The sequence below is a fragment of the Citrobacter sp. MGH103 genome (assembly GCF_001034475.2).
Lineage (GTDB): Bacteria > Pseudomonadota > Gammaproteobacteria > Enterobacterales > Enterobacteriaceae > Citrobacter > Citrobacter freundii.
This window is the reverse complement of sequence record NZ_CP073043.1, coordinates 4,732,189-4,757,921: the sequence shown is the minus strand read 5'-3', so window position 1 is coordinate 4,757,921 and position 25,733 is coordinate 4,732,189. Positions and strand designations below refer to the sequence as shown.

Below are 25,733 nucleotides of genomic sequence, written 5' to 3'. Positions count from 1 at the left end.
GTAATTCGGTAATTTGTCGGAAATCTGTTATTCACTGCCGATTAAAAAATGCATCTGATGTTGTTCTCCGGGCGCGAGATGAATCAGGCTTATTCCGGAGTTATAGGCGTCGGGCGGGCAGGTCATCGGTTCAACCGCCAGGCCGCGCCGTGCTAATTTTTCGCCGGTATACACTTGCAACCAGGGCTGGTGGCTGCGTAAAAAAGTGGACATGTTTTGCGATGGACTGGTCATCCTGACTTCCCACTCAGCGTCAGGTGGCATAGTCCTGAACGTATGATCGATAGCGGTCTGCGCAATGCGTTGCGGCGTGGTGAAATATCGTTCATCACATGTTTCTTCACTCACCGGGAGTGTTAATTCACAGTCATCAATGGGTTGCAGATTGCAGGTCAAATAGGGATGTGCTCCCACGCCATACGGCGCGATTTCGTCACCCACATTCTGTGTGTGGATAAAAACTTGCAGTCCACGGGTTGCCTCCAGTCGGTAAATCACCTCTGAAACCAGCGCGAAGGGATAACCATAAGAAGGCGGCAGAAAAATCGTCAGCGACACTTCCGATGCCGACTGCTGGTTAATCTGCCAGTCCCGCCAGGCCAGTAACCCATGAATGGCGGTATGTGAAACCGAGTCGTTAACGGCAAGCTGGTAATCCTTGCCGTTATAGTGATAGCTGCCGTCTACAACGCGGTTTGGCCAGGGGATTAACACTTTCCCCAAGTGTGCTAGCGGCATTTCTTCCGGTTTGTGGGGAATAACGATATGACGTCCACGGTGCGTCAATTCCGCTAGCCCAGCGCCAACCGTGACGATTTTCGCCTGATAGTGTCCGGCCTGAAGATGAATGGTTTTTCCACCGCTATGCATGGCAGCCCACCTTGTTACTTATTTAGCGTTGATATCCAGCAGACCGGCGGCAACAGCCGGAGCAAGGCCCGGAGCCAGTGGCAGACGTGGGATTACCAGGCAGTGCAGCAGGTGATAAATATCCTGCTTGCCGTCCCAGACTTTGGTGGTCACCTTGTTATCGGTGTCCAGCTCCTGCCACCATGAACCGGTCTCGTAATCCATCAGGTAGGTGATGCAGTAATCCCACCATTTCTGGTACCAGGCTTCGTACTGGCTGTCGCCTGTGAGGGTGTACAGGGCGTAGGCGGTACCCATCGCTTCGACTATCGGCCAGCGCACTCTTTCGCGAACGATCGGTTTGCCATCCCAATCCACCGAATAGACAAAACCGTCTGCGCCGTCCGGTGCCCAGGCGTCGCGGATAGTGGCGTGGAAAAGTCCTTTTGCATCTTCCAGCAGCCAGGCAGGAGGCGTTTCGAAGCGAGCTTCCAGCGCGGCATGTAGATGCAGCATCAGGCGGCCCCACTCGATCCAGTGACCCGGCGTGCCACCGTAGGCGCGGAAACGGTGAGCTGGGTTGTCCTTGTTGTAATCGCGGATTGGATTCCACTGTGAATCGAAGTGTTCATTGACGCGGTACTCCCCACTACGGGCCACGTCGTGAATAATCACCGAAGCGATACGCAGTGCGCGATCGAGCCATTTACGGTCATGAGTCACGTCATACACGATCAGGAAAGCCTCGACCGCGTGCATGTTAGCGTTGCCGCCGCGATAATCTTCTGTCTGGCTGAAGGCTTCGTCCCAGGACTCCAGGCACATTTGTTCGTCTTCGCTCCAGAAGTACTTCTCAATCACCTCGATGGCGTCATCCAGCAATTTTCTGGCCTGTGGATGACCGGTAGTGACTGCGCTTGCCGCGCCAAGTAAAACGAAGAAATGCTGATAACCCTGCTTGGAGGCATCCATCACGCCTTCGTCATTGACGCAGGCGTACCAACCGCCGTAGCGTGTGTCGCGTAGCGCGCCGTTCAGCGCCTTAATGCCGTGGTCGACGAGTTGATATGCACCTGGGCGACCCATGGAGGTGGCAACGGAATAGACGTGCAGCATGCGGGCGGTGATCCACAGATGTGTTCCCATATCCGCTCTGACCTGACCACTGTTTCCTAACCAACCAAACCCGGTGGGCACCGCCGCGTTCTTACCAAAGTTAAAGATGCGATCGGTTTCTTGTTCCAGCCAGCGGTTGTGGCTTAGGGTGTTAAACCATTTCATGCTTTGATCCTCTATTAGCGGCGGGCCATCATTTCGTCGACGATATCGCCCAGACGCTGCAACTTCGGTGCGGAAACATCACGCAGCATCAGTTCGGTATCCGGCAGACCCACGACGGATGACCAGACCGCACGCCCGGCCAGGAAGCCGGATGCGCCTGCGGTCATTGCTACGCTGACCGCGCGTGGGAACAGTTTTTCATCCACACCAGAGGAGAGAATGACCCACGGCATGCTGATGTTTTCATTCAGGCGCTGAGAGGCGCTAAGCAATTCCTGTTGGGTTCCTTTGCCGTACAGCGGCATTTCGACCTTGTAGAGATCGGCACCGCTGTCGCCCAGCTCTTTCGCGGCATCGATGATGGCCTGTTCACGGCAGAACTTATCGCCACGACGCGGTGGGCGAACAACCGGCTCGATGATGCTCAGTAGCCCATTGGAATGGCATAACTCATTGAATTCTTTCACCATGTCCAGGCGCTGTTGGGCATCTTCATCGCTACGCCACAGCACCAGCAGTTTGAGAGCCTTAGCACCATCTTGCTTCACAGCCTGCGGGTTGATTTTTTTATCAATCACTACGCTATCGACCGGAATTCCGTTACCCGGAATAAACTCATCAGCGGCCACAATCATGGCGCAGCTTTTGGCTACCGCGTTTTGCTCTACAACCTGGCGGTAGCAGAACTGCTGATCGACCAGAATGGCGGAGGCATAGGGGGACAGGATCTTTGCCGCATTGACTTTGAAATCGGTCAGCACGCTGTCATTGACCGGGGATTTTGCACCCGCAGCGGCAAACATTAAGCGCATGGCTTCGCGCTGATCGACCGCCAGCATGGCAAAACCGCCGGAAGCTCGGGTGATATCTTTCAGGGTGTACTTCGTCATTGTTCAGTCCTTACTTATCTGTGTGTTTATTTAGCCCGGCGGATGCGCGAACCTGTTCAAGAATGGCCGTCCAGTCTTCCCGGCCACGGCCAGCGGCGCGTGCCTGGTTATAGACTTCGCGAGATGCGGCACCGAGCGGCATCGGCACATGTAGTTGGTTGGCAACGTCCAGCGCGATGCCAAGATCCTTGTGAGCTAAATCGATCATGAAGGCCGGGGAAAGATCGCCTTTCAGCACTTTGTTCGGCCAGGACGTCGTGAAGTGGCCTTTCCCGGCGGGAGTGCCGCTCATGACTTGCAAGGCCACATCGAAGGAGAGGCCGAGCGCTTCGCACAACACGGCGGCTTCAGCAGACAAGGCGTTTAACGCGATGCTCATGTAGTTGTTGATGAGCTTGACGCGAATGCCCATGCCGGGACCGCCTGCGTTGATCAATTCATTACCCATCGCCATCAGAACCGGTGTGGCGCGTTCTACCTGCTGTGCCGTTCCACCTGCCAGCAGCAACAGCGTTCCCGCGATAGCGTGATCGGAGGTACGTCCAACCGGGCAATCCATCATGTCGAAGCCTTTGTCACGCATACCGGCGATCAGTTTGTCGGTTTGCAGTGGGTGAATAGTCGACATATCAATCACTAATGCCTGTGGGGAAAGGCTTTCACAGATACCCTGCTCGCCGAACAGTACGCTGCGCACTAGATCGCCGTTTGGCAGCATTGTGATGACAAATTCTGCCCCTTTTACTGCCTGAGCCGGGCTACTGGCAGGTTGAGCTCCTTTTTCCACCAGGAGCTGAACGGCATCCGGGTTAACGTCAAAGACGCTGAGTTGATGACCCTGCTTCAGCAAGTTGCTCGCCATGGGTGAACCCATCTGACCTAATCCGATAAATGCTATAACTGCCATAACGTTCTCCTGAGACGTGGATGTCATTTTTTGTCATTTAAGGTCGTTTGTTTTTGTCTGTTTTTGATCGTATTTGTAATTTATGGTCAAAAAATTGACAGCCGTCACTTTTTAAACATTTTGTGAAATTAAAATGATCCCATCTTGAAACGCCTAAGGAATGACCATGATTCGTATTGCTTGTGTAGGTATTGCCGTGATGGATCGCATCTATTACGTGGAAGGTTTACCGACCGAAGGAGGTAAGTATGTGGCGAAGCGTTATACGGAAGTGGGCGGCGGGCCTGCTGCAACGGCCGCAGTGGCTGCAGCGAAGCTGGGCGCGCAGGTGGACTTTATTGGCCGTGTGGGCGATGACGACACCGGAAATAGCCTGCTGGCGGAGCTGGAATCCCTGGGGGTAAACACCCGCTACACCCGGCGCTATGCGGGGGCAAAGTCTTCGCAATCGGCAATTATGGTTGATGCGCAAGGAGAACGGATTATCGTTAACTATCCCAGCCCGGATTTACTGCCGGATGTTGCCTGGCTGAATGAGATCGATTTTTCCCAGTGGGATGTGGTGTTGGCGGATGTTCGCTGGCACGAAGGCGCCAGGCAGGCGTTCACGCTGGCGCGTCAGGCGGGAGTGATGACGGTACTGGATGGTGACGTCACGCCACAAGATATCAGTGAGCTGGTGGCGTTGAGCGATCATGCGGCGTTCTCTGAACCGGGTCTGGCGCGTTTAACCGGGATAAATGATTCTGAAGCTGGACTTAAACAAGCAAAAACGCTCACAAATGGTCATGTCTATGTGACACGAGGGAGCGAAGGCTGTGACTGGATAAAAAATAATACGTTGCAGCATCAATCTGGATTTAAAGTCGATGTTGTGGATACTACGGGAGCTGGGGATGTTTTCCACGGTGCGCTCGCATTCAGCCTGGCGGGTGGCGATGCTCCAGAAGAGGCCGTCAGGTTTGCCAGTGGGGTTGCTGCGTTAAAATGCACTCGCCCGGGAGGAAGGGCCGGAATCCCTGACTGTGATCAAACCCGATCTTTTCTGTCACTTTTTGTATAAAATGCCAGGGCAATGGTTTTTCGAGGAAATTTCATGAGTCTTACCGAACTGACCGGTAACCCGCGGCACGATCAGCTGTTGATGCTGATTAGCGAGCGCGGTTATATGAATATCGACGAGCTGGCGAGCCTGCTGGACGTGTCCACGCAAACTGTGCGTCGTGATATTCGTAAACTCAGCGAGCAGGGATTAATTACGCGTCATCATGGTGGCGCGGGCAGAGCCTCCAGCGTGGTGAATACGGCGTTTGAGCAGCGTGAAGTTTCCTGGACGGAAGAGAAGAAGGCCATCGCGGAAGCGGTGGCTGACTACATTCCCGATGGATCAACGGTGTTTATTACCATTGGCACCACCGTTGAGCAGGTGGCCCGCGCGCTGTTAAACCATAATCATTTGCGCATTATTACCAACAGCCTACGCGTGGCGCACATTCTGTATAACAACCCACGTTTTGAAGTTATGGTACCAGGTGGAACGTTACGCCCGCACAACAGCGGCATCATTGGCCCTTCTGCTTCAGCATTTGTGGCTGATTTTCGGGCCGACTACTTGGTTACCAGCGTTGGTGCGATCGAAAGTGATGGCGCGCTGCTGGAGTTTGATGTCAATGAAGCCAGCGTAGTGAAAACGATGATGTCCCATTCAAGACACATTCTGCTGGCAGCGGATCATACGAAATATACGGCTTCTGCCGCGGTAGAAATTGGTAACGTGTCTCAGGTGACTGCGTTGTTTACTGATGAATACCCAGATCCGGCATTACACAATTTACTCCAGTCACAGCAGGTTGAAATTGTGCAGGTGAGTCCTTCACAGGATGATGCTCTGGCCGTGTAATTCCTTCTAATGATGGCTTGATAAGTTCGTAGCCATCACTCTCGCATAGTCAAACTTCTCCTTTCCCGCTACAGTTATTCATCCACGGCGAATAAGGAGAAGGGCATGCTCTATATCTTTGATTTGGGTAATGTGATTGTCGATATCGACTTCAACCGCGTGTTGGGCACATGGAGCGATCTAAGTCGTGTACCGTTGGCTTCGCTAAAGCAAAGTTTCACCATGGGGGAGGCTTTTCACCAGCACGAGCGAGGTGAAATAACGGATGAAGCCTTTGCCGAGGCGCTATGTCATGAGATGGCGCTGCCGCTAAGTTACGAGCAGTTCTCTCACGGCTGGCAGGCCGTTTTTGTCGCCTTGCGCCCTGAGGTCATCGACATCATGCAAAAGCTGCGTGAGCAGGGGCATCGGGTGGTCGTCTTGTCGAATACCAACCGCCTGCACACCACGTTTTGGCCGGATGAATATCCCGAGATCCGTCAGGCTGCTGACCATATTTACCTTTCCCAGGAACTGGGCATGCGTAAACCGGAAGCGCGGATTTACCAGCACGTCCTGCAGTCTGAAGGTTTTTCTGCGCACGATGCGGTCTTTTTTGACGATAACGCCGATAATATTGAAGGGGCTAACCGGTTAGGGATCACCAGTATCCAGGTCGTCGATAAAAAGACCATTCCTGACTATTTCGCGACGTTGTTATGCTAAAAAATGTTCAGCAGCAAGCCAGGCATCATACGCGTCCTGTCCGAGACTGGCTGAAGCTACTATGGCAGCGGATTGATGAGGACAACATGACGACGCTGGCAGGGAATCTTGCCTACGTTTCATTGCTCTCATTAGTGCCGCTTATTGCCGTCGTATTTGCGCTTTTCGCCGCATTTCCGATGTTTTCCGACGTCAGTGTCCAGTTACGTCATTTTATTTTCGCAAACTTTATCCCGGCGACGGGAGACGTCATTCAACGTTATATCGAACAGTTTGTCGCCAACTCGAACAAAATGACGGCAGTCGGGGCATGCGGGCTGATTGTCACAGCGTTATTGTTGATGTATGCCATTGATAATGCGTTGAATACTATCTGGCGCAGTAAGCGTACTCGCCCTAAAGTTTACTCTTTCGCCGTCTACTGGATGATTTTAACGCTGGGGCCGCTGTTGGCGGGGGCCAGTCTGGCGATCAGCTCTTATCTGTTGTCATTGCGCTGGGCCAGCGATCTCAACACGGTGATTGATAACGTCCTGCGTATTTTCCCGCTGGTGCTTTCCTGGCTCTCGTTCTGGCTGCTTTACAGCATTGTACCGACTACGCGTGTACCCAACCGTGATGCGGTTATTGGTGCCTTTGTGGCTGCTGTGTTGTTCGAAGCCGGAAAGAAAGGATTTGCGCTCTATATCACGATGTTCCCGTCTTATCAGCTCATTTACGGTGTTCTGGCGGTGATCCCCATTTTATTTGTCTGGGTATACTGGACCTGGTGTATCGTCTTGCTAGGCGCGGAAATAACTGTCACTCTCGGGGAATACCGCAAACTTAAACAAGCCGCAAAAGAAGAAGAAGCAGAGCAACCATGATTGCATTAATTCAGCGCGTAACCCGTGCCAGCGTTACCGTGGAGGGTGAGGTGACGGGTGAAATTGGCCCAGGACTTTTGGTCCTGTTAGGTGTCGAAAGGGATGATGACGAACAGAAAGCGAATCGCCTGTGCGAGCGTGTACTCGGTTATCGAATCTTTAGCGATGCCGAAGGTAAAATGAACCTCAACGTGCAGCAGTCAGGCGGCAGCGTGCTGGTGGTTTCACAGTTTACGCTGGCGGCAGATACCGAGCGTGGCATGCGCCCGGGGTTTTCGAAAGGCGCAGCGCCCGAGCGTGCAGAAGCGCTGTATGAATACTTTGTTGAGCGTTGCCGCCAACAGGAAATGAATACGCAAACTGGTCGATTCGCTGCGGATATGCAGGTTTCACTGGTTAATGATGGCCCGGTGACGTTCTGGTTACAAGTATGAACCAGCTACCGGTATGGCCGCGGACAACAAGAGAGAATACGACTATGTATCACCTTCGAGTACCGCAAACAGAAGAAGAATTGGAGCGCTACTACCAGTTTCGCTGGGAGATGCTGCGTAAACCATTGCACCAGCCAAAAGGCTCCGAACGGGATGCATGGGACGCGATGGCGCATCACCAGATGGTGGTGGACGAAGAGGGGAATCTGGTTGCGGTAGGGCGTCTGTATATCAATGCGGATAACGAAGCTTCCATACGCTTTATGGCCGTAGATCCTTCCGTGCAAGAGAAAGGGTTGGGCACGCTGATGGCGATGACTCTGGAGTCTGTGGCGCGTCAGGAAGGGGTCAAACGCGTAACCTGTAGTGCCCGTGAAGATGCGGTCGAATTTTTCGCCAAGCTCGGTTTTGTGAGCCAGGGGGAAATCACCACGCCACAAACCACGCCGGTGCGCCACTTTTTGATGATTAAGCCCATTGCGACGCTGGACGATATTCTCCATCGCGGTGACTGGTGCGGACAGCTACAACAAGCCTGGTACGAACATATTCCATTGAGTGAGAAAATGGGCGTACGCATTCAGCAGTACACTGGGCAGAAATTTATCACCACGATGCCCGAGACAGGCAATCAGAATCCGCACCATACCCTGTTTGCCGGTAGCCTGTTTTCACTGGCTACGCTAACGGGCTGGGGACTTATCTGGCTGATGCTGCGCGAGCGTCATCTGGGTGGGACAATAATCCTGGCCGACGCGCATATCCGATACAGCAGGCCGATCACCGGGAAACCAACTGCTATTGCCGATCTGGGGTCGTTGAGCGGTGACCTCGACCGCCTGGCAAGAGGTCGCAAGGCGCGCGTTCAGATGCAGGTCGGGGTGTTTGGCGATGACACACCGGGCGTCGTGTTTGAAGGCACTTACATTGTGCTACCTGCGAAACCGTTTGGCGCATATGAAGAAGGCGGTAACGAGGAAGAGTAGGTCCTCTGGCTAAAATGTAATGTTGGGTTCATTTGCTGATGTAAAATGCGGATTATGAAAATGCCATAATCCGCATTTTGATAAAAATCGCATGCTGTCGATGATTGTATTGACGGGTACCTTCCTTAATTTCAGAACTCATGAACATCCTTATTGGCCAAGCCTCCAGGCCACATCTCGCATCACATTTCGTGCCGCCGGGCTCACCCCTGCCAACTGGAAAAAACCGTGGATGACGCCGAGATAGCGTTGGCAAGAGCACTCCACGCCTTGCTCCAGGAACCGTTGATACAGGGCTTCACCCTCATCTCGCAGTGGGTCGAATTCAGCAGTAATGATGTGCGTGGGCGGTAAACCGTTGAAGTCTTTGCGCCAGAGTGGGCTGACTTCGGGATGTAATGGATCGGTTTTCGGCATATACATTTCGTAGCCCGAAAGCAGTGTATCGCGAGTGATAATGTAATCCCGTCCATTATGGTCATAGCTCGCAAAGCTGGCAGTTGCGTCCAGCATCGGGTAGATCAGCATAAGCTGTGCAGGTTGCCATTGCCTGGCCGCTTTCAGGCGTAGTGCGGTGACTAGCGCCAGGTGTCCACCTGCGCTGTCGCCAGCAAGCGTAATGTTGTCCCGGTCTACCCCCAGTTTCTGGGCATACTTCCAGATAATGTTGGCCCCGGTTTCAGCATCGTTATGTGCTGCCGGGAAGGTATGCTCTGGTGCGAGGCGATACTGCACCGCAATGACCCGACAGCCGCTGTACCAGGCGAGTTGCCTTAGCTGGTTATCATGTGTGGCAAATCCACCGCTGACAAAGCAGCCACCGTGATAATAGATAACGCAGGGGAGATTTCCCGTGCTGCCCCGCGGCGAAATAACGCGAAATGCCATGGCATCGAGTTCAATATCTTCAACCTGTACGCGGGTTTCAGTTTCTCCGGCCAGCGCCGTACTGGCAATATAGGCCGCTCTCCGGTCATCAATATTCTGCTCACGGGAAGAAGGGCGTCCCGCCGCGATAAATGCCTCAACTAACTGCGCAATCCCGCTTTCCAGTGCCATTTTTAAATACTCTTATCTGTATGGATATACAGTTTTATAACCTGGATTACTAAGAATGAAAATGGGAAAAATAGGGGTGGGAATGAATCTGGAAAGCGGCTCGCAAAAGTAAAAATCGTTCGCGTGGAGGCTATTTTCTCGCTTTTTTCAGGTGTATGTTGTGTGGAAATTAATCGCTGATGATATACTGGAGGTATATATGAGTATGATGGCTGGGATGGATATGGGCAGAATTTTACTCGATTTATCAGATGAAGTGATTAAACGTCTTGATGATCTCAAGGTGCAGCGCAACCTGCCGCGAGCAGAACTTTTACGGGAGGCCGTTGAACAGTATCTTGAGAGGCAGGATCAGGCTGAAACCACAATTTCACGTGCTCTTGGGCTGTGGCAAGGCTGTGAGGAAGATGGTGTTGAATACCAGCGTAAACTCCGTGAGGAATGGTAATGGTCAAAGGATCCGCGCTTTTTGATACCAACATCCTCATCGATCTGTTTAGTGGGAGAAATGAAGCAAAACTAGCGATAGAAACATGGCCGCCGCAGAATGCAATCAGCCTCATTACATGGATGGAGGTGATGGTGGGTGCAAAAAAATACCATCAGGAAGCCCGTACTCGTGTTGCGCTAGGTGCTTTTAACGTGATCGGCGTTTCACAGGATATTGCTGAACGAAGCGTGAGTATCAGACAGGAATATGGGATGAAATTGCCGGATGCCATTATTTTGGCAACAGCACAGATTCATCGTCTTACGCTGGTTACGCGAAATACTAAGGATTTTGCAGGCCTATCCGGTGTGGTCACACCGTATACATTATAACCCGGGCGACTTACGCCGCCCGGTAGTGCGAAGAACTTACTCCCCTTCACCCGGGAACAGGAACGGGTTGATGGAGCTGCGGGCAAAGCCCTCTTGCTCCATGTGCGCGTCCAGCATCAGTGAAGCGAGATCGTCGGCCACGGCTTCGACTTTCGGGTCTTTTTCCTGATAGAGAATCTTCAGGTATGTCCCGCAGTCGCCGCAGCTTTCAGCTTTGATTGCCGCCTGTTCGTTATCCAGTGACCAGTAGTTCAAATCACGGCTCTGCTCGCAGTTGCTGCACTTCACGCGCACCACGTGCCACTCGGTTTCGCACAGGTTGCAGTGCAAATAACGCAGACCTTGGGTGGTACCGATTTGCACCATGCTGGAGACCGGCATTGAACCACACACCGGGCAGTACTGACGCTGTTCACCGTATTCCGCACGGGCTTTGCCGGGGATCAGGCTTGCCATCTGGGCCCAGTAGAGCGACAGGGCAGCCCAAATGAACGGTGCTTTGTCGCTGCTGACGGAGGCAAAATCAGAGGCAAACAGCGCGCTGGCTATCAGCTCCAGTTCTTGCTCTGAGGCTTTTTCCAGATTCTCGATCACCGCTAACGCGGGACCGCTCATCTCTGGCTTCAGCTCAGCAATCAACGACTGCAGCAGCTTTTGCCAGTGCTTGTCGCGTGGCAGGACGTGGATATCCAGCGGCGGTTTGCCCTGATCGTTCGCTTCTTTGATGCGCGCGGTCAGATCCATCTGCAGCGGATGGTCGTACAGCACCACTTCCTGCGCGTGGGCGATCAGCGCGGCAAAGCGCAGGTAGTCGCCCAGCGGGTTGTTCTCGGCCAGCTCGCGCAGGCGCTCAGCGCGGCGGTTATACAAATTTTTGAGTCTGGGGAATAATAACGGCGGAATCATATCCGCCGTGCGTTTCTCGCTCTTCTCCAGCTCATCTTGCGGGATTATGCGAATACTCATTCAGATGACTTTTCCTGTTTCTGGCGGACTTCACGGTACCAGCGCGGGTGATGTTTCTTCGCCCATGAGCTGGTAACCCATCCTTCCACCATCGCGGTAATGGTGCCTTTCACCCAAAGGGCGGCGTAAATGTGCACCATGATAACCACAATTAGCGCTACTGCGGCAAATGAATGCAGCATTAACGCGAATCGGATCACCGGGATTGAGAAAGCAGGTGCAAAATACGGACGCCAGATGACCACTCCGCTCACCAGCAACAGGACCAGGAAGATAATCGCCGCCCAGAATACGCATTTCTGGCCGAAGTTATAACGTCCCGTGTCACCTACTTCCTCGTTGACGACAATCTTACGAATATTCTTCGCCCAAAAGATATCATCCCGATTGATTAGATTGTGGTGCCAGTAACGGAAAAACATGATGATAAACGAGGCAAACATGATCACGCCGACAAACGGGTGCACAATTCGCGCCAGTTGCGGAGTGCCCATGATGTGCATTAGCCAGTTAAAAGACGGGAAGAGAAAGCCCATCCCGCTCACTGCCGCCAGAATGAAGCAGAAGGCAGTGATCCAGTGGTTGATGCGTTCCGGCGCCGTGTAGCGCACGATGGTGTCACGTCGTTTCATTTGCGCACCTCGTCTTTTTCTTCATGCAGGTTGTCTTCTTCCTCTTCCGCGCGGTTCGGGCCTACACCGACGTAGTGGAAGATACTGGCCGCAAATGTCGCTGCAAAGCCGACGGCTGCGAGAGGTTTCCAGATGCCTTTCCAGAATTTCACGGTGGCGCTGATTTCCGGGTTCTCCGGCAGGCCGTGATACAGATTCGGCTTGTCAGCATGGTGCAATACGTACATGACGTGCGTACCGCCAACGCCTGCCGGATCGTACAGACCCGCGTTTTCGTAACCACGCGTTTTCAGCTCCGCCACACGCTCGCCTGCCAGCGTTTTCATCGACTCTTTAGTACCGAAATGAATCGCGCCGGTTGGGCAGGTTTTCACGCAGGCCGGTTCTTGCCCGACCACGACACGGTCAACGCACAGCGTACATTTGTAGACGCGATTGTCTTCCGGGTTGAGGCGCGGCACGTCGAACGGACAGCCTGCGATACAGTAGCCACAGCCGATACACTGCTCGGACTGGAAGTCGACGATACCGTTGGCATACTGAATGATTGCGCCTTCAGCCGGACACGCCTTCAGGCAGCCCGGATCGGCGCAGTGCATACAGCCATCCTTGCGGATAAGCCACTCCAGTTTGTCGTTTTGTTCCACTTCTGAGAAACGCATCACCGTCCAGGATTTAGCGGTCAAATCAGCCGGGTTGTCGTACACCCCAACGTTGTTGCCCACTTCATCACGGATGTCGTTCCATTCTGAACACGCCACCTGACACGCTTTACAGCCGATACAGGTGGTGACGTCGATAAGCTTCGCCACCTCTTCCTGATGGTCCCGCGCCTGAGGCGCGGGGGTGAAACCGTTAGTGGCGGAACGACGAATGATGTCTTGCGATTGATAAGCCATAGGTCGTCTCCGTTACACCTTTTCCACGTTCACGAGGAAGGACTTAAATTCCGGCGTCTGCGTGTTCGCATCACCGACGAATGGCGTTAACGTGTTAGCGATAAAGCCTTTTTTCGCCACACCTTCGTAGCCCCAGTGAATCGGAATACCGATGGTGTCGATATCCTGACCGTTGGCCTTCAGCGTGCGAATACGTTTAGTCACCACTGCTTTGGCTTTAATGTAGCCGCGGTTAGAGGAGACTTTGACGGTATCGCCATGAGAGATACCGAGTTTATTCGCCAGCTTCTCGCCAATTTCCACAAACTGTTCCGGCTGTGCGATGGCATTGAGCAGCGCATGCTTGGTCCAGTAGTGGAAGTGCTCGGTCAGACGATAGGTCGTACCGACGTACGGGAATTTATCTGCTTTACCCAGTGCTTCCGCGTCACCTTTAAAGATGCGCGCGGCAGGGTTAGAGATAACGTTCGGGTGCAGCGGGTTAGTCCCCAGCGGCGTTTCAAACGGCTCGTAGTGTTCCGGGAACGGACCTTCCGCCATCTTATCGATAGCAAACAGGCGTCCCATCCCTTCCGGTTGCATGATGAACGGCCCAACGTTGCTGCCAGGTGCGGCGGCGCTGTAGTCCGGAATATCCATCCCGCTCCATTTCGCCCCATCCCATTTCAGGATCTGACGTTTTGGATCCCACGGATTCCCCTGCGGATCAGCGGAAGCGCGGTTATACAGAATGCGTCGGTTGAGCGGCCACGCCCATGCCCAGCCCAGCGTGTTGCCAAGGCCTGATGGGTCGGCGTTATCGCGACGTGCCATCTGGTTGCCTTCCGGCGTCCAGCTACCGGCAAAAATCCAACAGCCGCTGGAAGTGGTGCCGTCGTCACGCAGTTGGGCGAACGAGCTAAGCTGTTGGCCTTTCTTAACGATGACTGCACCTGTTGCCGGGTCGATAATGTCGGCCAACGCTTTACCGTTGCTCTCCATCGCCACTTCTTCCGAAGCCGGTTCGTGTGGTGTGGAGTAGTTCCAGGTCATGCTCAGCACCTGTTCCGGGTTCGCGCCACCCTGCTCGGCATACATCTTGCGCATGCGCAGGAAGATACCGGCGAGGATTTCACCATCGGTAACGGCAATCCCCGGGGCGTCCGCGCCTTTCCAGTGCCACTGCAACCAGCGACCGGAGTTGACGATAGAACCGTTCTCTTCGGCGAAGCAGGTGGACGGCAGACGGAATACTTCGGTCTGGATTTTCGACGGGTCAACATCGTTCGACTCACCGTGGTTCTGCCAGAAGGTAGACGTTTCGGTGTTGAGTGGGTCGATGGTGACCAGGAATTTCAGTTTGGACAGTGAAGCCACGACCTTGTTTTTATTCGGGAATGACGCGACCGGGTTAAAGCCCTGGCAGATATAGCCATTCACTTTGCCCTGGTTCATCATCTCGAAGTACTGCAGCACGTCGTACCCTTTATCCCACTTCGGCAGCAAGTCGAAGCCCCAGCTGTTTTCCGCTGTCGCTTTATCGCCAAAGAAGGCTTTCATCATCGAAACGAAGAATTTCGGGTAGTTGCCCCAGTAGTTCACCTGACCTTCCAGCAACGGTTTTGGCGTGTTGGCGGCAAGGTAGGTTTGCAGGTCAGTCTGTTTTTCGCTCGGCAGCGTCATATAGCCCGGCAGGCTTTGTGACAGCAGGCCTAAGTCGGTCAGACCCTGAATGTTGGAGTGACCGCGCAGGGCGTTAACACCGCCGCCGGCCATCCCCATGTTGCCAAGCAGCAACTGGATCATCGCCATGGTACGGATGTTCTGCGCACCTACGGAGTGTTGTGTCCAGCCAAGGGCGTACAGGAACGACGCGGTTTTATCTTTGGCACTGGTTTCTGCAATGTACTCACAGACCTTCAGGAAGTCAGCCTTTGGCGTACCGCAGATATTTTCTACAACGTCCGGCGTGTAGCGGGAGACGTGCTGTTTCAGCAGGTTCCACACGCAGCGCGGGTGTTGCAGGGTGACATCGCGTTTGGCGAAGCCTTTTTCATCCAGCTCGTAGTTCCAGCTGGTTTTGTCATACTTGCGTTTGTCCGCGTCGTAGCCAGTGAACAGGCCATCTTCGAAACCGTAATCCTCACGCACGATCAGGCTGGCGTTGGTATAGGCCTCAGTGTATTCGCGGTTGAATTTTTCGTTGTTCAGCAGGTACAGCAAGACGCCTGACAGGAAAGCAATGTCAGTACCGGAACGAATCGGCGCATAGAAATCAGCCACCGCTGCGGTTCGCGTAAAGCGCGGATCGATCACAATCAGCTTCGCGCCGTTGTGAATTTTAGCTTCCATCGCCCAGCGGAATCCGACCGGGTGAGCTTCAGCGGCGTTACCGCCCATCACCACAACGAGGTTGGCGTTTTTAATGTCGACCCAGTGGTTGGTCATCGCACCGCGACCAAATGTTGGAGCAAGACTTGCTACCGTTGGTCCGTGTCAGACGCGTGCCTGGTTATCGACCGCGAGCATACCGAGCGCGCGGGAGAATTTTTGCGTTAAATAGCCGGTTTCGTTACTGGAAGCGGAAGCACACAGCATCCCGGTGGAAAGCCAGCGGTTAACGGTTACGCCTTCGGCGTTTTGTGCAACGTAGTTTGCGTCGCGATCTTCTTTCATCAGTTTAGCGATGCGGTCAAATGCCTCATCCCAGCTAATCTGTTGCCACTTATCAGAGCCTGGTGCGCGGTATTCCGGGAATTTCAGGCGACTTTCGGAGTGGATGAAGTCCACAAGTCCTGCCCCTTTCGGGCACAGCGCGCCACGGTTAACCGGGTGATCCGGGTCCCCTTCGATATGGAAGATGGATGCTTTGGCGTTTTTTGCTCCGTCACCGAGACTGTACATTAACAGTCCACAGCCAACGGAACAGTAAGTGCAGGTGTTACGGGTTTCGCGGGTACGCAGCAGTTTATATTGCCGTGTTTCCGCGAGCGCTACGCCGGGTGCAAAACCCAGTGCCGCTGCCGTGGTGCCTGCCATACCGCCAGCGCAGATCTTAAAGAACTGCCTTCTGCTGACCTGCATGGTTTGCTCCTTTTTCGACATTGTCACGTTCCCTCACTTTTACGTTACTCGAGCGTGAGGGAAGTGGTTGTTATTTTTCTTTGCGGACGGGACCGCAAAGGTCCAGAATTGGGTGAATTTCCCTCCGTCTAGGAGGGGTTTGTAAAGAATACCACAATGTTGGTATGCGTGTTCCAATATGGTTAAAAGAAAGTGAATAAGATTATTCGAGAAAACATCAAAAATGTGACGACTTTGACAGGATCGCGCCAGTTGACCCTCTGGAAACGCGAGGATTTGCAACATCCTCAGCCGGATGTCGTCGCTGAAGAAGTACCGGTTGCGCTGGTTTACAACGGGATTTCGCACGTGGTGATGATGGCGTCACCGAAAGATCTTGAGCACTTTGCGATGGGCTTTTCACTTTCTGAAGGCATTATTGAGCGCCCACAGGATATCTACGCAATGGAAGTGGTTCCTTCCTGTAACGGATTAGAAGTGCAGGTTGAGCTGTCCAGTCGTCGATTTATGGGGCTGAAGGAGCGTCGTCGCGCGCTGGCCGGTCGCACCGGTTGCGGCGTTTGTGGCGTGGAGCAGCTCAATGACATTGGCAAGCCAGTCCAGCCGCTGCCGTTTACCCAGACATTCGATCTGGTGAATCTCGATCACGCTTTACGACATCTCAATGATTTTCAACCTGTGGGGCAACTGACAGGCTGCACGCACGCGGCTGCCTGGGTACAGCCGTCAGGTCATCTGGCGGGCGGGCATGAAGATGTTGGGCGTCATGTTGCGCTGGATAAACTGCTGGGGCGACGCGCAATCGAAGGCGAAACCTGGCAACAGGGTGCGGTATTAGTCTCCAGCCGCGCCAGCTACGAGATGGTGCAGAAGTCGGCGATGTGCGGCGTGGAGATCCTGTTTGCTGTTTCTGCAGCGACAACGCTGGCGGTAGAAGTTGCCGAGCGCTGCAACCTGACGCTGGTGGGCTTTTGCAAACCGGGCAGGGCGACGATTTATACACACCCCGAGCGTCTGATAGCTGAATAACAAGCATTCAATTATTTTGAATAAGACTGGCAAATCCTTCCGCTTTTAGTTGTGCGATGTGAGGGCTATTATTTATCACATCAAGGCACGGTGCCTTACTCAAACAACTAAGTTAAAGGGTTTATATCATGAAAAGCATCAAAACTTTTGTCGCAGTTATCGCTCTGGCTACTTCTTTCGGTTCTTTCGCTGCTCAGACAGTTACCGCAACCGGTTCTACGCTGGAAAGTGCTGAAGCAAAAATTGCCGCCCAGGCTGAACGTGCAGGCGCCAGCGATTATAAAATCACTCAGGCTTACACCGGCAACCGCGTGCACATGACTGCTGAACTGCTGAAATAAGATACCTCAGTACTGTCGAAAGAGCGCCCTTGAGGCGCTTTTTTAGTTTATGCCCGCTATTCTCAGCAATGCGGTCACCACCGCGGCGGCAACGATCACCACAATTAGCGGCAGCTTGCGCCAGGCGAGAAATACCGCGAAGCCAACCCCAAGAACCCGCGCCATACCGGCAAAGTGCTCGCCTTCATAAAAGGTGGTCGCCAGCGCAACGGAGAACAGTAATACCGTTGCGGCGTCGGAAAGCAGCGCCTGCGAGCGTTCCGAGAACGCTAAACGACCCCCAAGCTTCGCTCCGCCTAAACGCATTAAATAGGTTCCCAGAGATAAGATGGCGATACCGATGATAAACAGCGTCATGTTGCCCATTATTTTTTCCTCGTCAGTAAGCCAAACAGTGAGAGCAAAACCGGTAAACCGACCGGCGCAAAGGGGATGGCGGCAAGCGACAACCCGGCACCGCTACAGGCGCGAATCAGCGTGGTGCGGTTTTTAAAGGCCGGGACCACTAAGGCCAATAAAATAGCAGGGAAGACGGCATCCAGACCGATGGTTTCTGGGGCGGGGAGCAGTTTGCCGACGCCCGCGCCGATCAGTGTGCCAACAGGCCAGAAAATCGCGACGCCCAGACCGCACAGCCAATAGGCTGCTTTACGTTGTTCGGGCGTTTTTTGCGACAGGCCGAATACTACACTTTCGTCGTTCATGATATGACAACCGAGGAAACTCGCAGCCCGGGAGCCCACAAGATCGCGCACCGTGACGCCAAACGGGACGTGTCGGGCGTTGACCAGTAAACCGGCAGCCGCAGCCGCCAGTGGGTTACCGCCGCTGGCGACGATGCCGATAAACATAAACTCGGATGCACCCGCCAGCACGGTAATAGAGAGCACAAACGGTACCCACAGCGGGAAGCCGTAGGCCATTGCCAGCGAGCCGTATGACATGCCGACTACGCCGACGGCCAGACAGACTAAAAATATTGCTTTTATTGTGTCGCTTTTGAGACTGGAAAAATAATGTTGCATACCATTTTAGCCATATCGAACGAATTTCCATTATAATGAACGCGACCAGTCAATATTACAAGTCGAACGATTCGTTCGATATAAAGAACATGGAGTCGTGAATGACCCAGCCCATCAGTATGATCGCGAAAAGCCTGGTGCGTGAACGTCAGCGCACCGGTTTGTCACTGGCAGAGATTGCCCGTCGCGCAGGGATTGCAAAATCGACACTCTCGCAATTGGAAGCGGGCAATGGCAATCCTAGCCTGGAAACGCTCTGGTCGCTGTGTGTGGCGTTGGATATTCCCTTTGCGCGCCTGCTGGAACCACAGGAACAAAAAACGCAGGTGATTCGCCGTGGCGAAGGAACAAAAGTCGTGGCTGAGCAGGCCCACTATCAGGCCATTTTACTGGCCGCCTGCCCACCGGGGGCACGGCGGGATATCTATCTGCTGCTGACGCAGCCGGGCGCGGATCGGATTTCACAGCCGCATCCGCCGGGATCGGTTGAACACATCATCGTGACGCAGGGTAAGGCGATGGTGGGATTGACGGAAGCACCGGAGGAGTTAGGCGAGGGCGACTATATTTGTTACCCCGCTGACCAGGCGCATATCTTTAAAGCGCTGGAGCCTGACACCCAGGCGATTCTGGTTTCTGAGCAGAACTAACTGTTATGTTGCGTTGTGCCGGATGCGGCGCGTTAGCGCCTTATCCGGCCTACAAGACTACTGCAAATAAAACACTTCTTTTAGCTCTGCGCTGACCGGACTGTTGTCTGGGTTTGCTGGCATTACGTCACGCATATGCTTCCACCAACGTTGGCAAACGTCGGTGCTGGCAACGGCATTCCAGCGTTCTTCGGACTCAATCTCAACGGTGGCGAACAGCAGATTGCGCTCCTCGTCGAGATAAATCGCGTAGTGATGGGCGCCGTGTTCTTTCAGCACTGTTTCCAGTTCTGGCCAGATGGGGTTATGACGACGCTGGTACTCAACGTGTGCGTCGGCATTCACCTGCATTATAAAGGCCTTGCGGATCATAACGCCTCCAGATACAGCTCGCGGACCTCGTCGCGGCTGGCGGTGCGCGGGTTGCACGGCGCACACGGATCGGCCAACGCTTTATCCAGCCAGCCCTCAATATCCTCTTTCGTCACGCCAAGTGAACTAAAGCCCGCAGGAATACCGACACGCTTGCTGAGTGCACGAATCGCGTTGATGGCCTCCATACTTGCCGCTTCATCGCTCATGTCACGGATATCGACGCCCATCGCCTGCGCCACGCGGGCAAAGCGCGCCACGGCGTTCGGGCGGTTAAAGTTTTCGATTACCGGCAGCAGGATGGCGTTGCAGACGCCGTGTGGCAGATTATGGGTTGCGCCCGGCTGATGTGCCAACGCATGTACCAGACCCAGGCCAGCGCTATTAAATGCCATCCCCGCCAGATACTGACCAAACGCCATTTGCTCACGAGCTTCGAGGTTATGACCGTCGTCGACCGCTTTTGGTAGCCACAGGTTGATCAGGCGAATCGCTTCCAGCGCGTTAGCGTCGGTGAGCGGATGCGCACCAACGGAAACATAGGCTTCCACCGCGTGGGTTAAGGCGTCCATACCGGTTGCGGCGGTGACGGATGCCGGAATGTCCAGCATGACGCTGGCGTCATCCACGGCGATATCCGGGATGATATTCGGGTCGATGATCACCTCTTTGACCTTACGGGCAGAGTCGATAATGACCGCGTTGCTGGTCATCTCTGCTGCCGTTCCGGCGGTGGTATTGATGGCGACCAGCGGTACACCTGCATTTTTCACTTTGCCTACGCCGGAGTAAGCGGTAGAAGGGCCGGGGTTGGCGGTCAGGATCTTCACCGCTTTAGCGGTATCGATCGGGCTACCGCCACCGAAGGCAATAATGTAGTGACATTCTGCGTCCTGATACGCCGCGAAACCTTTCTGCACCAGCTCTTCCGTCGGGTTTGGAAACACTTCATCAAACAGGTGGTAAGACATCTGATGTTCATCCAGCGCGGCAAACAGGCTATCCAGCAGGCCCAGTTTTACCAGTTGACCATCGGTGACGATCAGCGCTTTACCCCATTGCTTATTCGCCACGAGGTTCACCATATCGGCAATCGCGCCGGCGCCATGCAGGCTAATTTTTGGCAGTGCCAACATAAAGCTCATCATTATTCTCCTTACAATGCCAGTGCGCTGGCCAGCGGCGTCACGCCGAAGCGTTTGCCAAGTGCGATCAGCTCTTCACGCGTAATGGTCTGCTTCATACCGCCCATCGAATAGATTTTGACTAAAACTTCTGCAGATTTCTCTGCGGTATCGATCAAACCGAACGCTTCGTCGAGGGTGGGTCCACTGCCGAACACGCCGTGGAATGGCCACAGTACCAGCGAGTGTTTCTGCATTTCCTCGGCGGTCGCCTGACCAATTTCATCTGTACCTGGCACCATCCACGGCAGAATGCCAACGCCATCCGGGAACACCACCAGGCACTCGGTGCTGCCTTCCCACAGCTTGCGGGTAATCAGCGCGGTGTTGTTTTCCAGCACGTAGGTCAGAGCGATCAGGTTGGTGGCATGGCAGTGCATGATCACGCGGTCTTTACCGTTCGTCGCTTTAATGCGTTCGCAGTGAGAGAGGAAGTGAGCCGGCAGTTCAGAGGTCGGTACAGCCTCGTGATTCAGGCCCCAGAGGATGTGGTAGCCCGCACCGTCGCTGTCGATTTTCACCACGCCCAAATTGGCTGCTGGATCGAGCTGGACGTTGCGGAAAAATTTCCCCGAACCGGTGACGATAAACGGCGTATTCGCCAGTAGCGGCATCGGCTGACTCAGCGCGATATAGCGTGGTTTTTCGTGGAAATCGGCGCTAAATGGCGCGATATCTGCTTCATCAAGACGCAGCGTCAGGTTACCGCCGTTACGCTCGTCCCAGCCTTTCAGCCACGCATCAGAAGTGGCTTTGATCATCCCCTGGACGAACCAGGAAGTAGTAATGTTTTGCATGTTCGGTGTTCCTGTTTAGTGCCCGAACGTTATCGGGTCTTACGTAGGCCGGATAAGCGAAGCACCATCCGGCAATCGTGTTTCATTCATTGCCGGATGGCGACGCGGGGCGTCTTATCCGGCCTACAAGCCTGGCGTCACGGTTAGCTACGTTTGCTCAAAATCTCTTTTTCATAAGTGCGCACGCTGTCCAGCCACTGGCTGCCCGCTGGCGTGTCGTGACGCTGGCAATACATCTCCCAGACGGCCTGCCACGGCAGCGATTTTTGCTCTTCCAGCAGAGCCAGGCGTGCGGTGTAGTCGCCGCTGGCTTCGAGCTGGCGCAGTTGCTCGGTCGGTTCTAACAGCGCGCGCAGCAGGGCTTTTTTCATATTGCGGGTACCGATCACCCACGCGGCGATGCGGTTAATGGAGGCGTCGAAGAAGTCGAGGCCGATGTGTACGCGGTCAAACAGGTTGTGGCGCACGATCTCGCTGGCAATCGCCTGCGTTTCATCATCCAGCAGCACCACGTGATCGCTGTCCCAACGCACCGGACGGCTGACATGCAGCAGCAGGCGCGGCACGTACAGCATGGCGGCGGAGATTTTGTCGGAAATCACTTCGGTCGGATGGAAGTGACCCGCATCCAGACATAGCGCCGTCTGGCGACTGGTGGCGTAACCCATGTAGAACTCGTTAGAGCCCACGGTGTAGCTTTCCGCACCGATGCCAAACAGCTTGCTTTCGACGGCATCGATATGGTGCGCCGGGTCTAGTTTCTCGCTGATCACTTCGTCCAGCGCATCCAGCAGACGCTGGCGCGGCGCTAAACGATCAACGGTGATATCTTTCATGCCATCCGGGATCCAGATGTTCATCACTGATGGCGTACCCAACTGCTCGCCAAAATACGCCGAGACGCGACGGCTGGCTTTGCAGTGATCGATCCAGAACTGGCGAATGGTGTCATCGGCGTGGGCCAGCGTGAAACCGTCGGCGCTCAGCGGGTGTGAGAAGCAGGATGGGTTGAAATCCAGTCCTAACTGGTTCGCTTTCGCCCACTCCACCCAGTTTTTAAAGTGCTCAGGTTTGATTTGGTCGCGGGCAACCGGCGTATCAGATTCCAGATAGATCGCGTGCAAATTCAGACGTTTTGGACCCGGAATCAGGCTCAGCGCCTGCTCCAGATCGGCCCGCAGTTCGGTGGCGTTACGCGCTTTACCCGGATAGTTACCGGTAGCCTGAATACCGCCAGTGAGCGAGCCTTCCGGATTTTCGAAACCGGCGACATCATCGCCCTGCCAGCAGTGCATGGAGACCGGCAGACGATCGAGCTGGCGTAAGGCCGCCTCGACATCAATGCCTACCGCGGCGAAACGCAGTTTTGCCAGTTCCCAGGCTTGTTCAAGTTGAGTGGTCATGCGCAAAGCTCCTTTGTCTGTCGTAGTGATTGAAACTGCGCCTGGTAGCGGGCAATTTCACTTTCAGGATTGGGAATGAAGGTGGTCAGTTCGAAGTTAGCGCGCACCACCTGACGGAAATCATCAACGTTGTTCAGCTCGTCCAGCGTCATCAGCTGGATGCCAATATTGCCGAGCGTGGAGGCCTCAATTGGCCCGGATACCACGCGAATACCGCAGGCATCTGCACACAACTGGTTCAGTAAGGTGTTCTGGCAGCCGCCACCGACAATGTGCAGTTGGCTAAATGCTGCACCACGCAGTTGTGCCAGCTCTTGCAGGATGTCGGCGTACAGCAACGCCAGGCTGTCGAAGATACAGCGCGCCAGTTCGGCGTTTTGCAGGGGTACGGGTTGGCCTGATTCACGGCATGCTGCCTGAATTTCTGCACTCATATCGTCGGGGTTGATAAAGCGGTCGTCGTTCGGGTTTATCAGGAATTGACAGGCCGGCAGCGCTTGCGTTTGGCTGATAAGCGTTGGCAGGTCGGAAATCTGGCGCTCTTTTAATACGCGCTGGAGCAGCCACAGCCCCATAATATTTTTCAGGACACGGTAGCGCCCTTCCGCGCCGCCTTCGTTGGTGATATTCGCCGCCAGCGCCGCATCGTTGGTATACGGCGTTCTGCTCTCAAAGCCCATCAGCGACCAGGTCCCGGAAGAGAGATAGGCGCTGTTTTTGTCGGCCAGCGGAGAAGCTATGACCGCGCTGGCCGTGTCGTGACTGGCGACGGCTACGACCGGAATTTGATTTTTCTGCGGGCAAATCCAGTGACCAATTACGTTCCCCGGATGCGTCGGACGACCAAACCAGGCTTTGTCTGCTCCGGTCCACGCCAGCAGAGTGTCATCCCAGTCGTCGGTATTGATATTGACTAACTGGGTGGTGGTGGCATTGGTGTATTCCCAGTTCATTTTGCCGGTCAGGCGAAAGCTGAAGTAGTCGGGGATCAGTAGGGCATGGACCACCTGCGGGAGCAGTTCTGGCTGTTGTTCAACCAGCGCACGCAACTGATACAGGGTGTTAAAGGGCAGAAACTGAATGCCGCTACGGCGGTAAATTTCACCTTTACCCGGCTGCGCCATCGCTTGCGCCATAATGCCGGTCGTGCGGCTGTCACGGTAAGAGACCGGCAGACCGACACGTTGACCGACGTTATCGATCAGAACGTAATCCACGCCCCAGGTATCAATGCCGATGCTGTCTATCCGAATGCCTTCATCGCAGACTTTTTTCAGACCAAGACGAATATCGTTTTCCAGGCTGTCGATGTCCCAGGTGTCAAAACCGTCTGTTTTTTGCAGGCAGTTCACGAAGCGGTGGATTTCACGCAGCGTCAGGGTGCGGTGTTCACTGTCGTAACGCGCCAGCATTACGCGCCCACTGGATGCGCCGAGATCGACTGCGACACAATGGCGAAAAGTCATAGCGAGGTCCTTCTGAGTTTTATTGCACTCAGTCTAAGAACCCCAGATAACGCGTACCTTCTTGACAGTGACAGCCACAATTAGCGGCTGGCAACATGGCAAAGGTGAACGTGATGCTGTTCACAATTTCTATTAATAGGGTCGGTTTTAGCGGATGTGACGTCTTCCGCAATTCCCGATCTTTCCCACCATTTCTTGAAGAATTGACCGTGTTTACGCACTTTGGCGTCAAAAATTTAAGGTGAGGGTGATAACCCTTAATTACTATTCAGCCATGTTCATTTGATCGGGAAGGATGTCATCATGACGATATTGCATTGCGTGGATTTTTTTCCGACAGGTAAAGCGCCAGTGGCTATTGAACCGCGGCTTCCTCAACCTGCGTTTCCAGAACATCATCATGATTTTCATGAAATTGTGGTGGTCGAACATGGAACGGGGATCCATGTGTTCAACGGACAGCCTTACACCATCAGCGGCGGTACGGTGTGTTTCGTTCGCGATCATGACCGGCATTTATATGAACATACTGACAATCTGTGCCTGACCAATGTGTTGTATCGCTCCCCGGATGCGTTTCAATTTCTGGCTGGGCTGAATCAACTTTTACCTCAGGAACAGAATGGGCAGTATCCTTCGCACTGGCGGGTGAATCAGGGTGTGTTGCAGCAGGTTCGACAACTGGTGGGGCAGATGGCAGCGCTCGGTGAGGGGATGGATACACCAACGGCGGCAAATCGCGAGATCCTGTTTATGCAGCTGCTGGTGCTGCTGCGTAAAAGCAGCCTGATGGAAGCAGCGACCGATAACGACGCGCGGCTTAACCTCCTGATGGCGTGGCTGGAGGATAACTTTGCCGACGAGGTATGTTGGGAGGCGCTGGCCGAGAAGTTTTCCCTCTCTTTGCGTACTCTTCATCGCCAGCTTAAACAGCAAACCGGATTGACGCCGCAGCGCTACCTTAACCGCTTGCGGCTGATCAAGGCTCGGCATCTGCTTCGTCACAGTGATGATAGCGTGACAGACATCGCTTATCTCTGCGGATTCGGCGACAGTAACCACTTTTCGACGCTTTTTCGCCGTGAGTTCAAGTGGTCGCCACGCGATATTCGTCAGGGGCGCGATCTCGTTGTGGCAAGCAGCCTCCAGTAACGCGAAAGCTATCAACGTTTTTTATCGCCGAATCTCAGATAATCATGTTCCTTAA

Annotated in this window: 28 protein-coding genes; 12 read left to right on the top strand and 16 right to left on the bottom strand. The window is 54.1% G+C overall.

Annotated features, from left to right (window positions below; genetic code table 11):
* Window positions 1–27: 27 nt before the first annotated feature.
* Genes SK33_RS22910 through yihU form a run of 4 tightly spaced genes read right to left on the bottom strand, consistent with a single transcriptional unit; the run spans window position 28 to window position 3,927 of the window.
* Window positions 28–870 carry an aldose-1-epimerase gene (locus SK33_RS22910; RefSeq protein WP_048220078.1) on the bottom strand — a complete coding sequence of 281 codons (843 nt, stop codon included), beginning with the start codon at window positions 868–870 and terminating at the stop codon, window positions 28–30.
* 18 nt (window positions 871–888) lie between these two features.
* Window positions 889–2,130, bottom strand: coding sequence for a sulfoquinovose isomerase (yihS, locus tag SK33_RS22905; protein ID WP_048220080.1), 1,242 nt, complete (start codon window positions 2,128–2,130; stop codon window positions 889–891).
* Between the two features lie 14 nt (window positions 2,131–2,144).
* Entirely contained in the window at window positions 2,145–3,020 is an 876-nt protein-coding gene (gene yihT / locus SK33_RS22900; protein WP_048220082.1) for a sulfofructosephosphate aldolase, read from the bottom strand.
* A gap of 10 nt (window positions 3,021–3,030) precedes the next feature.
* Window positions 3,031–3,927, bottom strand: a complete 897-nt coding sequence (gene yihU / locus SK33_RS22895; RefSeq protein WP_048220084.1) for a sulfolactaldehyde 3-reductase — start codon at window positions 3,925–3,927, stop codon at window positions 3,031–3,033.
* Between the two features lie 166 nt (window positions 3,928–4,093).
* Between yihU and SK33_RS22890 the strand changes: the two genes are divergently transcribed.
* The 6 genes from SK33_RS22890 to fabY all read left to right on the top strand — a co-directional run bounded on the left by SK33_RS22890 (window position 4,094) and on the right by fabY (window position 8,818).
* The gene (locus SK33_RS22890; RefSeq protein ID WP_032950674.1) at window positions 4,094–4,990 is read left to right on the top strand and encodes a sugar kinase; all 897 of its coding nucleotides are present in this window, start codon (window positions 4,094–4,096) and stop codon (window positions 4,988–4,990) included.
* Window positions 4,991–5,023: 33 nt separating this feature from the next.
* Complete coding sequence (locus SK33_RS22885; protein ID WP_003028661.1) at window positions 5,024–5,827, top strand: DeoR/GlpR family DNA-binding transcription regulator; 804 nt, start codon at window positions 5,024–5,026, stop codon at window positions 5,825–5,827.
* Between the two features lie 105 nt (window positions 5,828–5,932).
* Window positions 5,933–6,532: a glucose-1-phosphatase gene (gene yihX / locus SK33_RS22880; protein ID WP_003028663.1), complete on the top strand. Its 600-nt coding sequence runs from the start codon at window positions 5,933–5,935 to the stop codon at window positions 6,530–6,532.
* Window positions 6,526–7,398, top strand: coding sequence for a virulence factor BrkB family protein (locus SK33_RS22875; RefSeq protein WP_003028669.1), 873 nt, complete (start codon window positions 6,526–6,528; stop codon window positions 7,396–7,398). The genes yihX and SK33_RS22875 overlap by 7 nt, the downstream gene beginning before the upstream one ends.
* Window positions 7,395–7,832, top strand: a complete 438-nt coding sequence (gene dtd, locus SK33_RS22870; protein WP_003028671.1) for a D-aminoacyl-tRNA deacylase — start codon at window positions 7,395–7,397, stop codon at window positions 7,830–7,832. Before SK33_RS22875 ends, dtd begins: the two co-directional genes overlap by 4 nt.
* Before the next feature lie 44 nt (window positions 7,833–7,876).
* Window positions 7,877–8,818: a fatty acid biosynthesis protein FabY gene (fabY, locus tag SK33_RS22865; protein WP_003825286.1), complete on the top strand. Its 942-nt coding sequence runs from the start codon at window positions 7,877–7,879 to the stop codon at window positions 8,816–8,818.
* 150 nt (window positions 8,819–8,968) lie between these two features.
* Here fabY and SK33_RS22860 read toward each other — a convergent pair whose 3' ends face one another.
* Window positions 8,969–9,877 (bottom strand): alpha/beta hydrolase, encoded by a 909-nt coding sequence (locus tag SK33_RS22860; protein WP_032950680.1) that lies wholly within the window; start codon window positions 9,875–9,877, stop codon window positions 8,969–8,971.
* A 205-nt stretch (window positions 9,878–10,082) separates the two neighbouring features.
* Between SK33_RS22860 and SK33_RS22855 the strand changes: the two genes are divergently transcribed.
* Entirely contained in the window at window positions 10,083–10,325 is a 243-nt protein-coding gene (locus SK33_RS22855) for a CopG family transcriptional regulator (RefSeq protein ID WP_043018956.1), read from the top strand.
* Window positions 10,325–10,699 carry a type II toxin-antitoxin system VapC family toxin gene (locus SK33_RS22850; protein ID WP_003028682.1) on the top strand — a complete coding sequence of 125 codons (375 nt, stop codon included), beginning with the start codon at window positions 10,325–10,327 and terminating at the stop codon, window positions 10,697–10,699. The genes SK33_RS22855 and SK33_RS22850 overlap by 1 nt, the downstream gene beginning before the upstream one ends.
* Window positions 10,700–10,735: 36 nt before the next feature.
* Here SK33_RS22850 and fdhE read toward each other — a convergent pair whose 3' ends face one another.
* Genes fdhE through fdnG form a run of 4 tightly spaced genes read right to left on the bottom strand, consistent with a single transcriptional unit; the run spans window position 10,736 to window position 16,259 of the window.
* Complete coding sequence (fdhE, locus tag SK33_RS22845; protein WP_048220087.1) at window positions 10,736–11,665, bottom strand: formate dehydrogenase accessory protein FdhE; 930 nt, start codon at window positions 11,663–11,665, stop codon at window positions 10,736–10,738.
* Window positions 11,662–12,297, bottom strand: a complete 636-nt coding sequence (gene fdoI, locus SK33_RS22840) for a formate dehydrogenase cytochrome b556 subunit (RefSeq protein WP_003028686.1) — start codon at window positions 12,295–12,297, stop codon at window positions 11,662–11,664. Before fdoI ends, fdhE begins: the two co-directional genes overlap by 4 nt.
* Entirely contained in the window at window positions 12,294–13,196 is a 903-nt protein-coding gene (fdoH, locus tag SK33_RS22835) for a formate dehydrogenase O subunit beta (protein WP_003028691.1), read from the bottom strand. Before fdoH ends, fdoI begins: the two co-directional genes overlap by 4 nt.
* Window positions 13,197–13,208: 12 nt before the next feature.
* Window positions 13,209–16,259 (bottom strand): formate dehydrogenase-N subunit alpha, encoded by a 3,051-nt coding sequence (fdnG, locus tag SK33_RS22830; RefSeq protein WP_085952512.1) that lies wholly within the window; start codon window positions 16,257–16,259, stop codon window positions 13,209–13,211.
* Window positions 16,260–16,451: 192 nt separating this feature from the next.
* Between fdnG and fdhD the strand changes: the two genes are divergently transcribed.
* Entirely contained in the window at window positions 16,452–17,288 is an 837-nt protein-coding gene (fdhD, locus tag SK33_RS22825; RefSeq protein WP_003028711.1) for a formate dehydrogenase accessory sulfurtransferase FdhD, read from the top strand.
* 128 nt (window positions 17,289–17,416) lie between these two features.
* The gene (locus SK33_RS22820) at window positions 17,417–17,629 is read left to right on the top strand and encodes a DUF1471 domain-containing protein (RefSeq protein ID WP_003825262.1); all 213 of its coding nucleotides are present in this window, start codon (window positions 17,417–17,419) and stop codon (window positions 17,627–17,629) included.
* Between the two features lie 42 nt (window positions 17,630–17,671).
* On the opposite strand, the gene SK33_RS22815 is transcribed toward SK33_RS22820, so the two are convergent.
* Entirely contained in the window at window positions 17,672–17,995 is a 324-nt protein-coding gene (locus tag SK33_RS22815) for an AzlD domain-containing protein (protein ID WP_003028717.1), read from the bottom strand.
* Window positions 17,995–18,654: an AzlC family ABC transporter permease gene (locus SK33_RS22810; RefSeq protein ID WP_048220089.1), complete on the bottom strand. Its 660-nt coding sequence runs from the start codon at window positions 18,652–18,654 to the stop codon at window positions 17,995–17,997. The genes SK33_RS22815 and SK33_RS22810 overlap by 1 nt, the downstream gene beginning before the upstream one ends.
* Before the next feature lie 101 nt (window positions 18,655–18,755).
* On the opposite strand from SK33_RS22810, the gene SK33_RS22805 reads away from it, so the two are divergent.
* Complete coding sequence (locus SK33_RS22805) at window positions 18,756–19,304, top strand: helix-turn-helix domain-containing protein (RefSeq protein ID WP_003028726.1); 549 nt, start codon at window positions 18,756–18,758, stop codon at window positions 19,302–19,304.
* A gap of 57 nt (window positions 19,305–19,361) precedes the next feature.
* Here SK33_RS22805 and rhaM read toward each other — a convergent pair whose 3' ends face one another.
* The 5 genes from rhaM to rhaB form a co-directional block, all read right to left on the bottom strand.
* Complete coding sequence (gene rhaM, locus SK33_RS22800; protein ID WP_032950683.1) at window positions 19,362–19,676, bottom strand: L-rhamnose mutarotase; 315 nt, start codon at window positions 19,674–19,676, stop codon at window positions 19,362–19,364.
* Window positions 19,673–20,821, bottom strand: coding sequence for a lactaldehyde reductase (fucO, locus tag SK33_RS22795; RefSeq protein WP_032950685.1), 1,149 nt, complete (start codon window positions 20,819–20,821; stop codon window positions 19,673–19,675). Before fucO ends, rhaM begins: the two co-directional genes overlap by 4 nt.
* Before the next feature lie 11 nt (window positions 20,822–20,832).
* Window positions 20,833–21,657, bottom strand: coding sequence for a rhamnulose-1-phosphate aldolase (gene rhaD / locus SK33_RS22790; protein WP_032950687.1), 825 nt, complete (start codon window positions 21,655–21,657; stop codon window positions 20,833–20,835).
* A gap of 143 nt (window positions 21,658–21,800) precedes the next feature.
* Entirely contained in the window at window positions 21,801–23,060 is a 1,260-nt protein-coding gene (gene rhaA, locus SK33_RS22785) for an L-rhamnose isomerase (RefSeq protein WP_003028731.1), read from the bottom strand.
* Window positions 23,057–24,526 carry a rhamnulokinase gene (gene rhaB / locus SK33_RS22780; RefSeq protein ID WP_048220092.1) on the bottom strand — a complete coding sequence of 490 codons (1,470 nt, stop codon included), beginning with the start codon at window positions 24,524–24,526 and terminating at the stop codon, window positions 23,057–23,059. The genes rhaA and rhaB overlap by 4 nt, the downstream gene beginning before the upstream one ends.
* 303 nt (window positions 24,527–24,829) lie before the next feature.
* Here rhaB and rhaS point away from each other — a divergent pair, with 303 nt between their 5' ends.
* The gene (gene rhaS / locus SK33_RS22775; protein WP_048220094.1) at window positions 24,830–25,678 is read left to right on the top strand and encodes an HTH-type transcriptional activator RhaS; all 849 of its coding nucleotides are present in this window, start codon (window positions 24,830–24,832) and stop codon (window positions 25,676–25,678) included.
* Window positions 25,679–25,733: the final 55 nt, after the last annotated feature.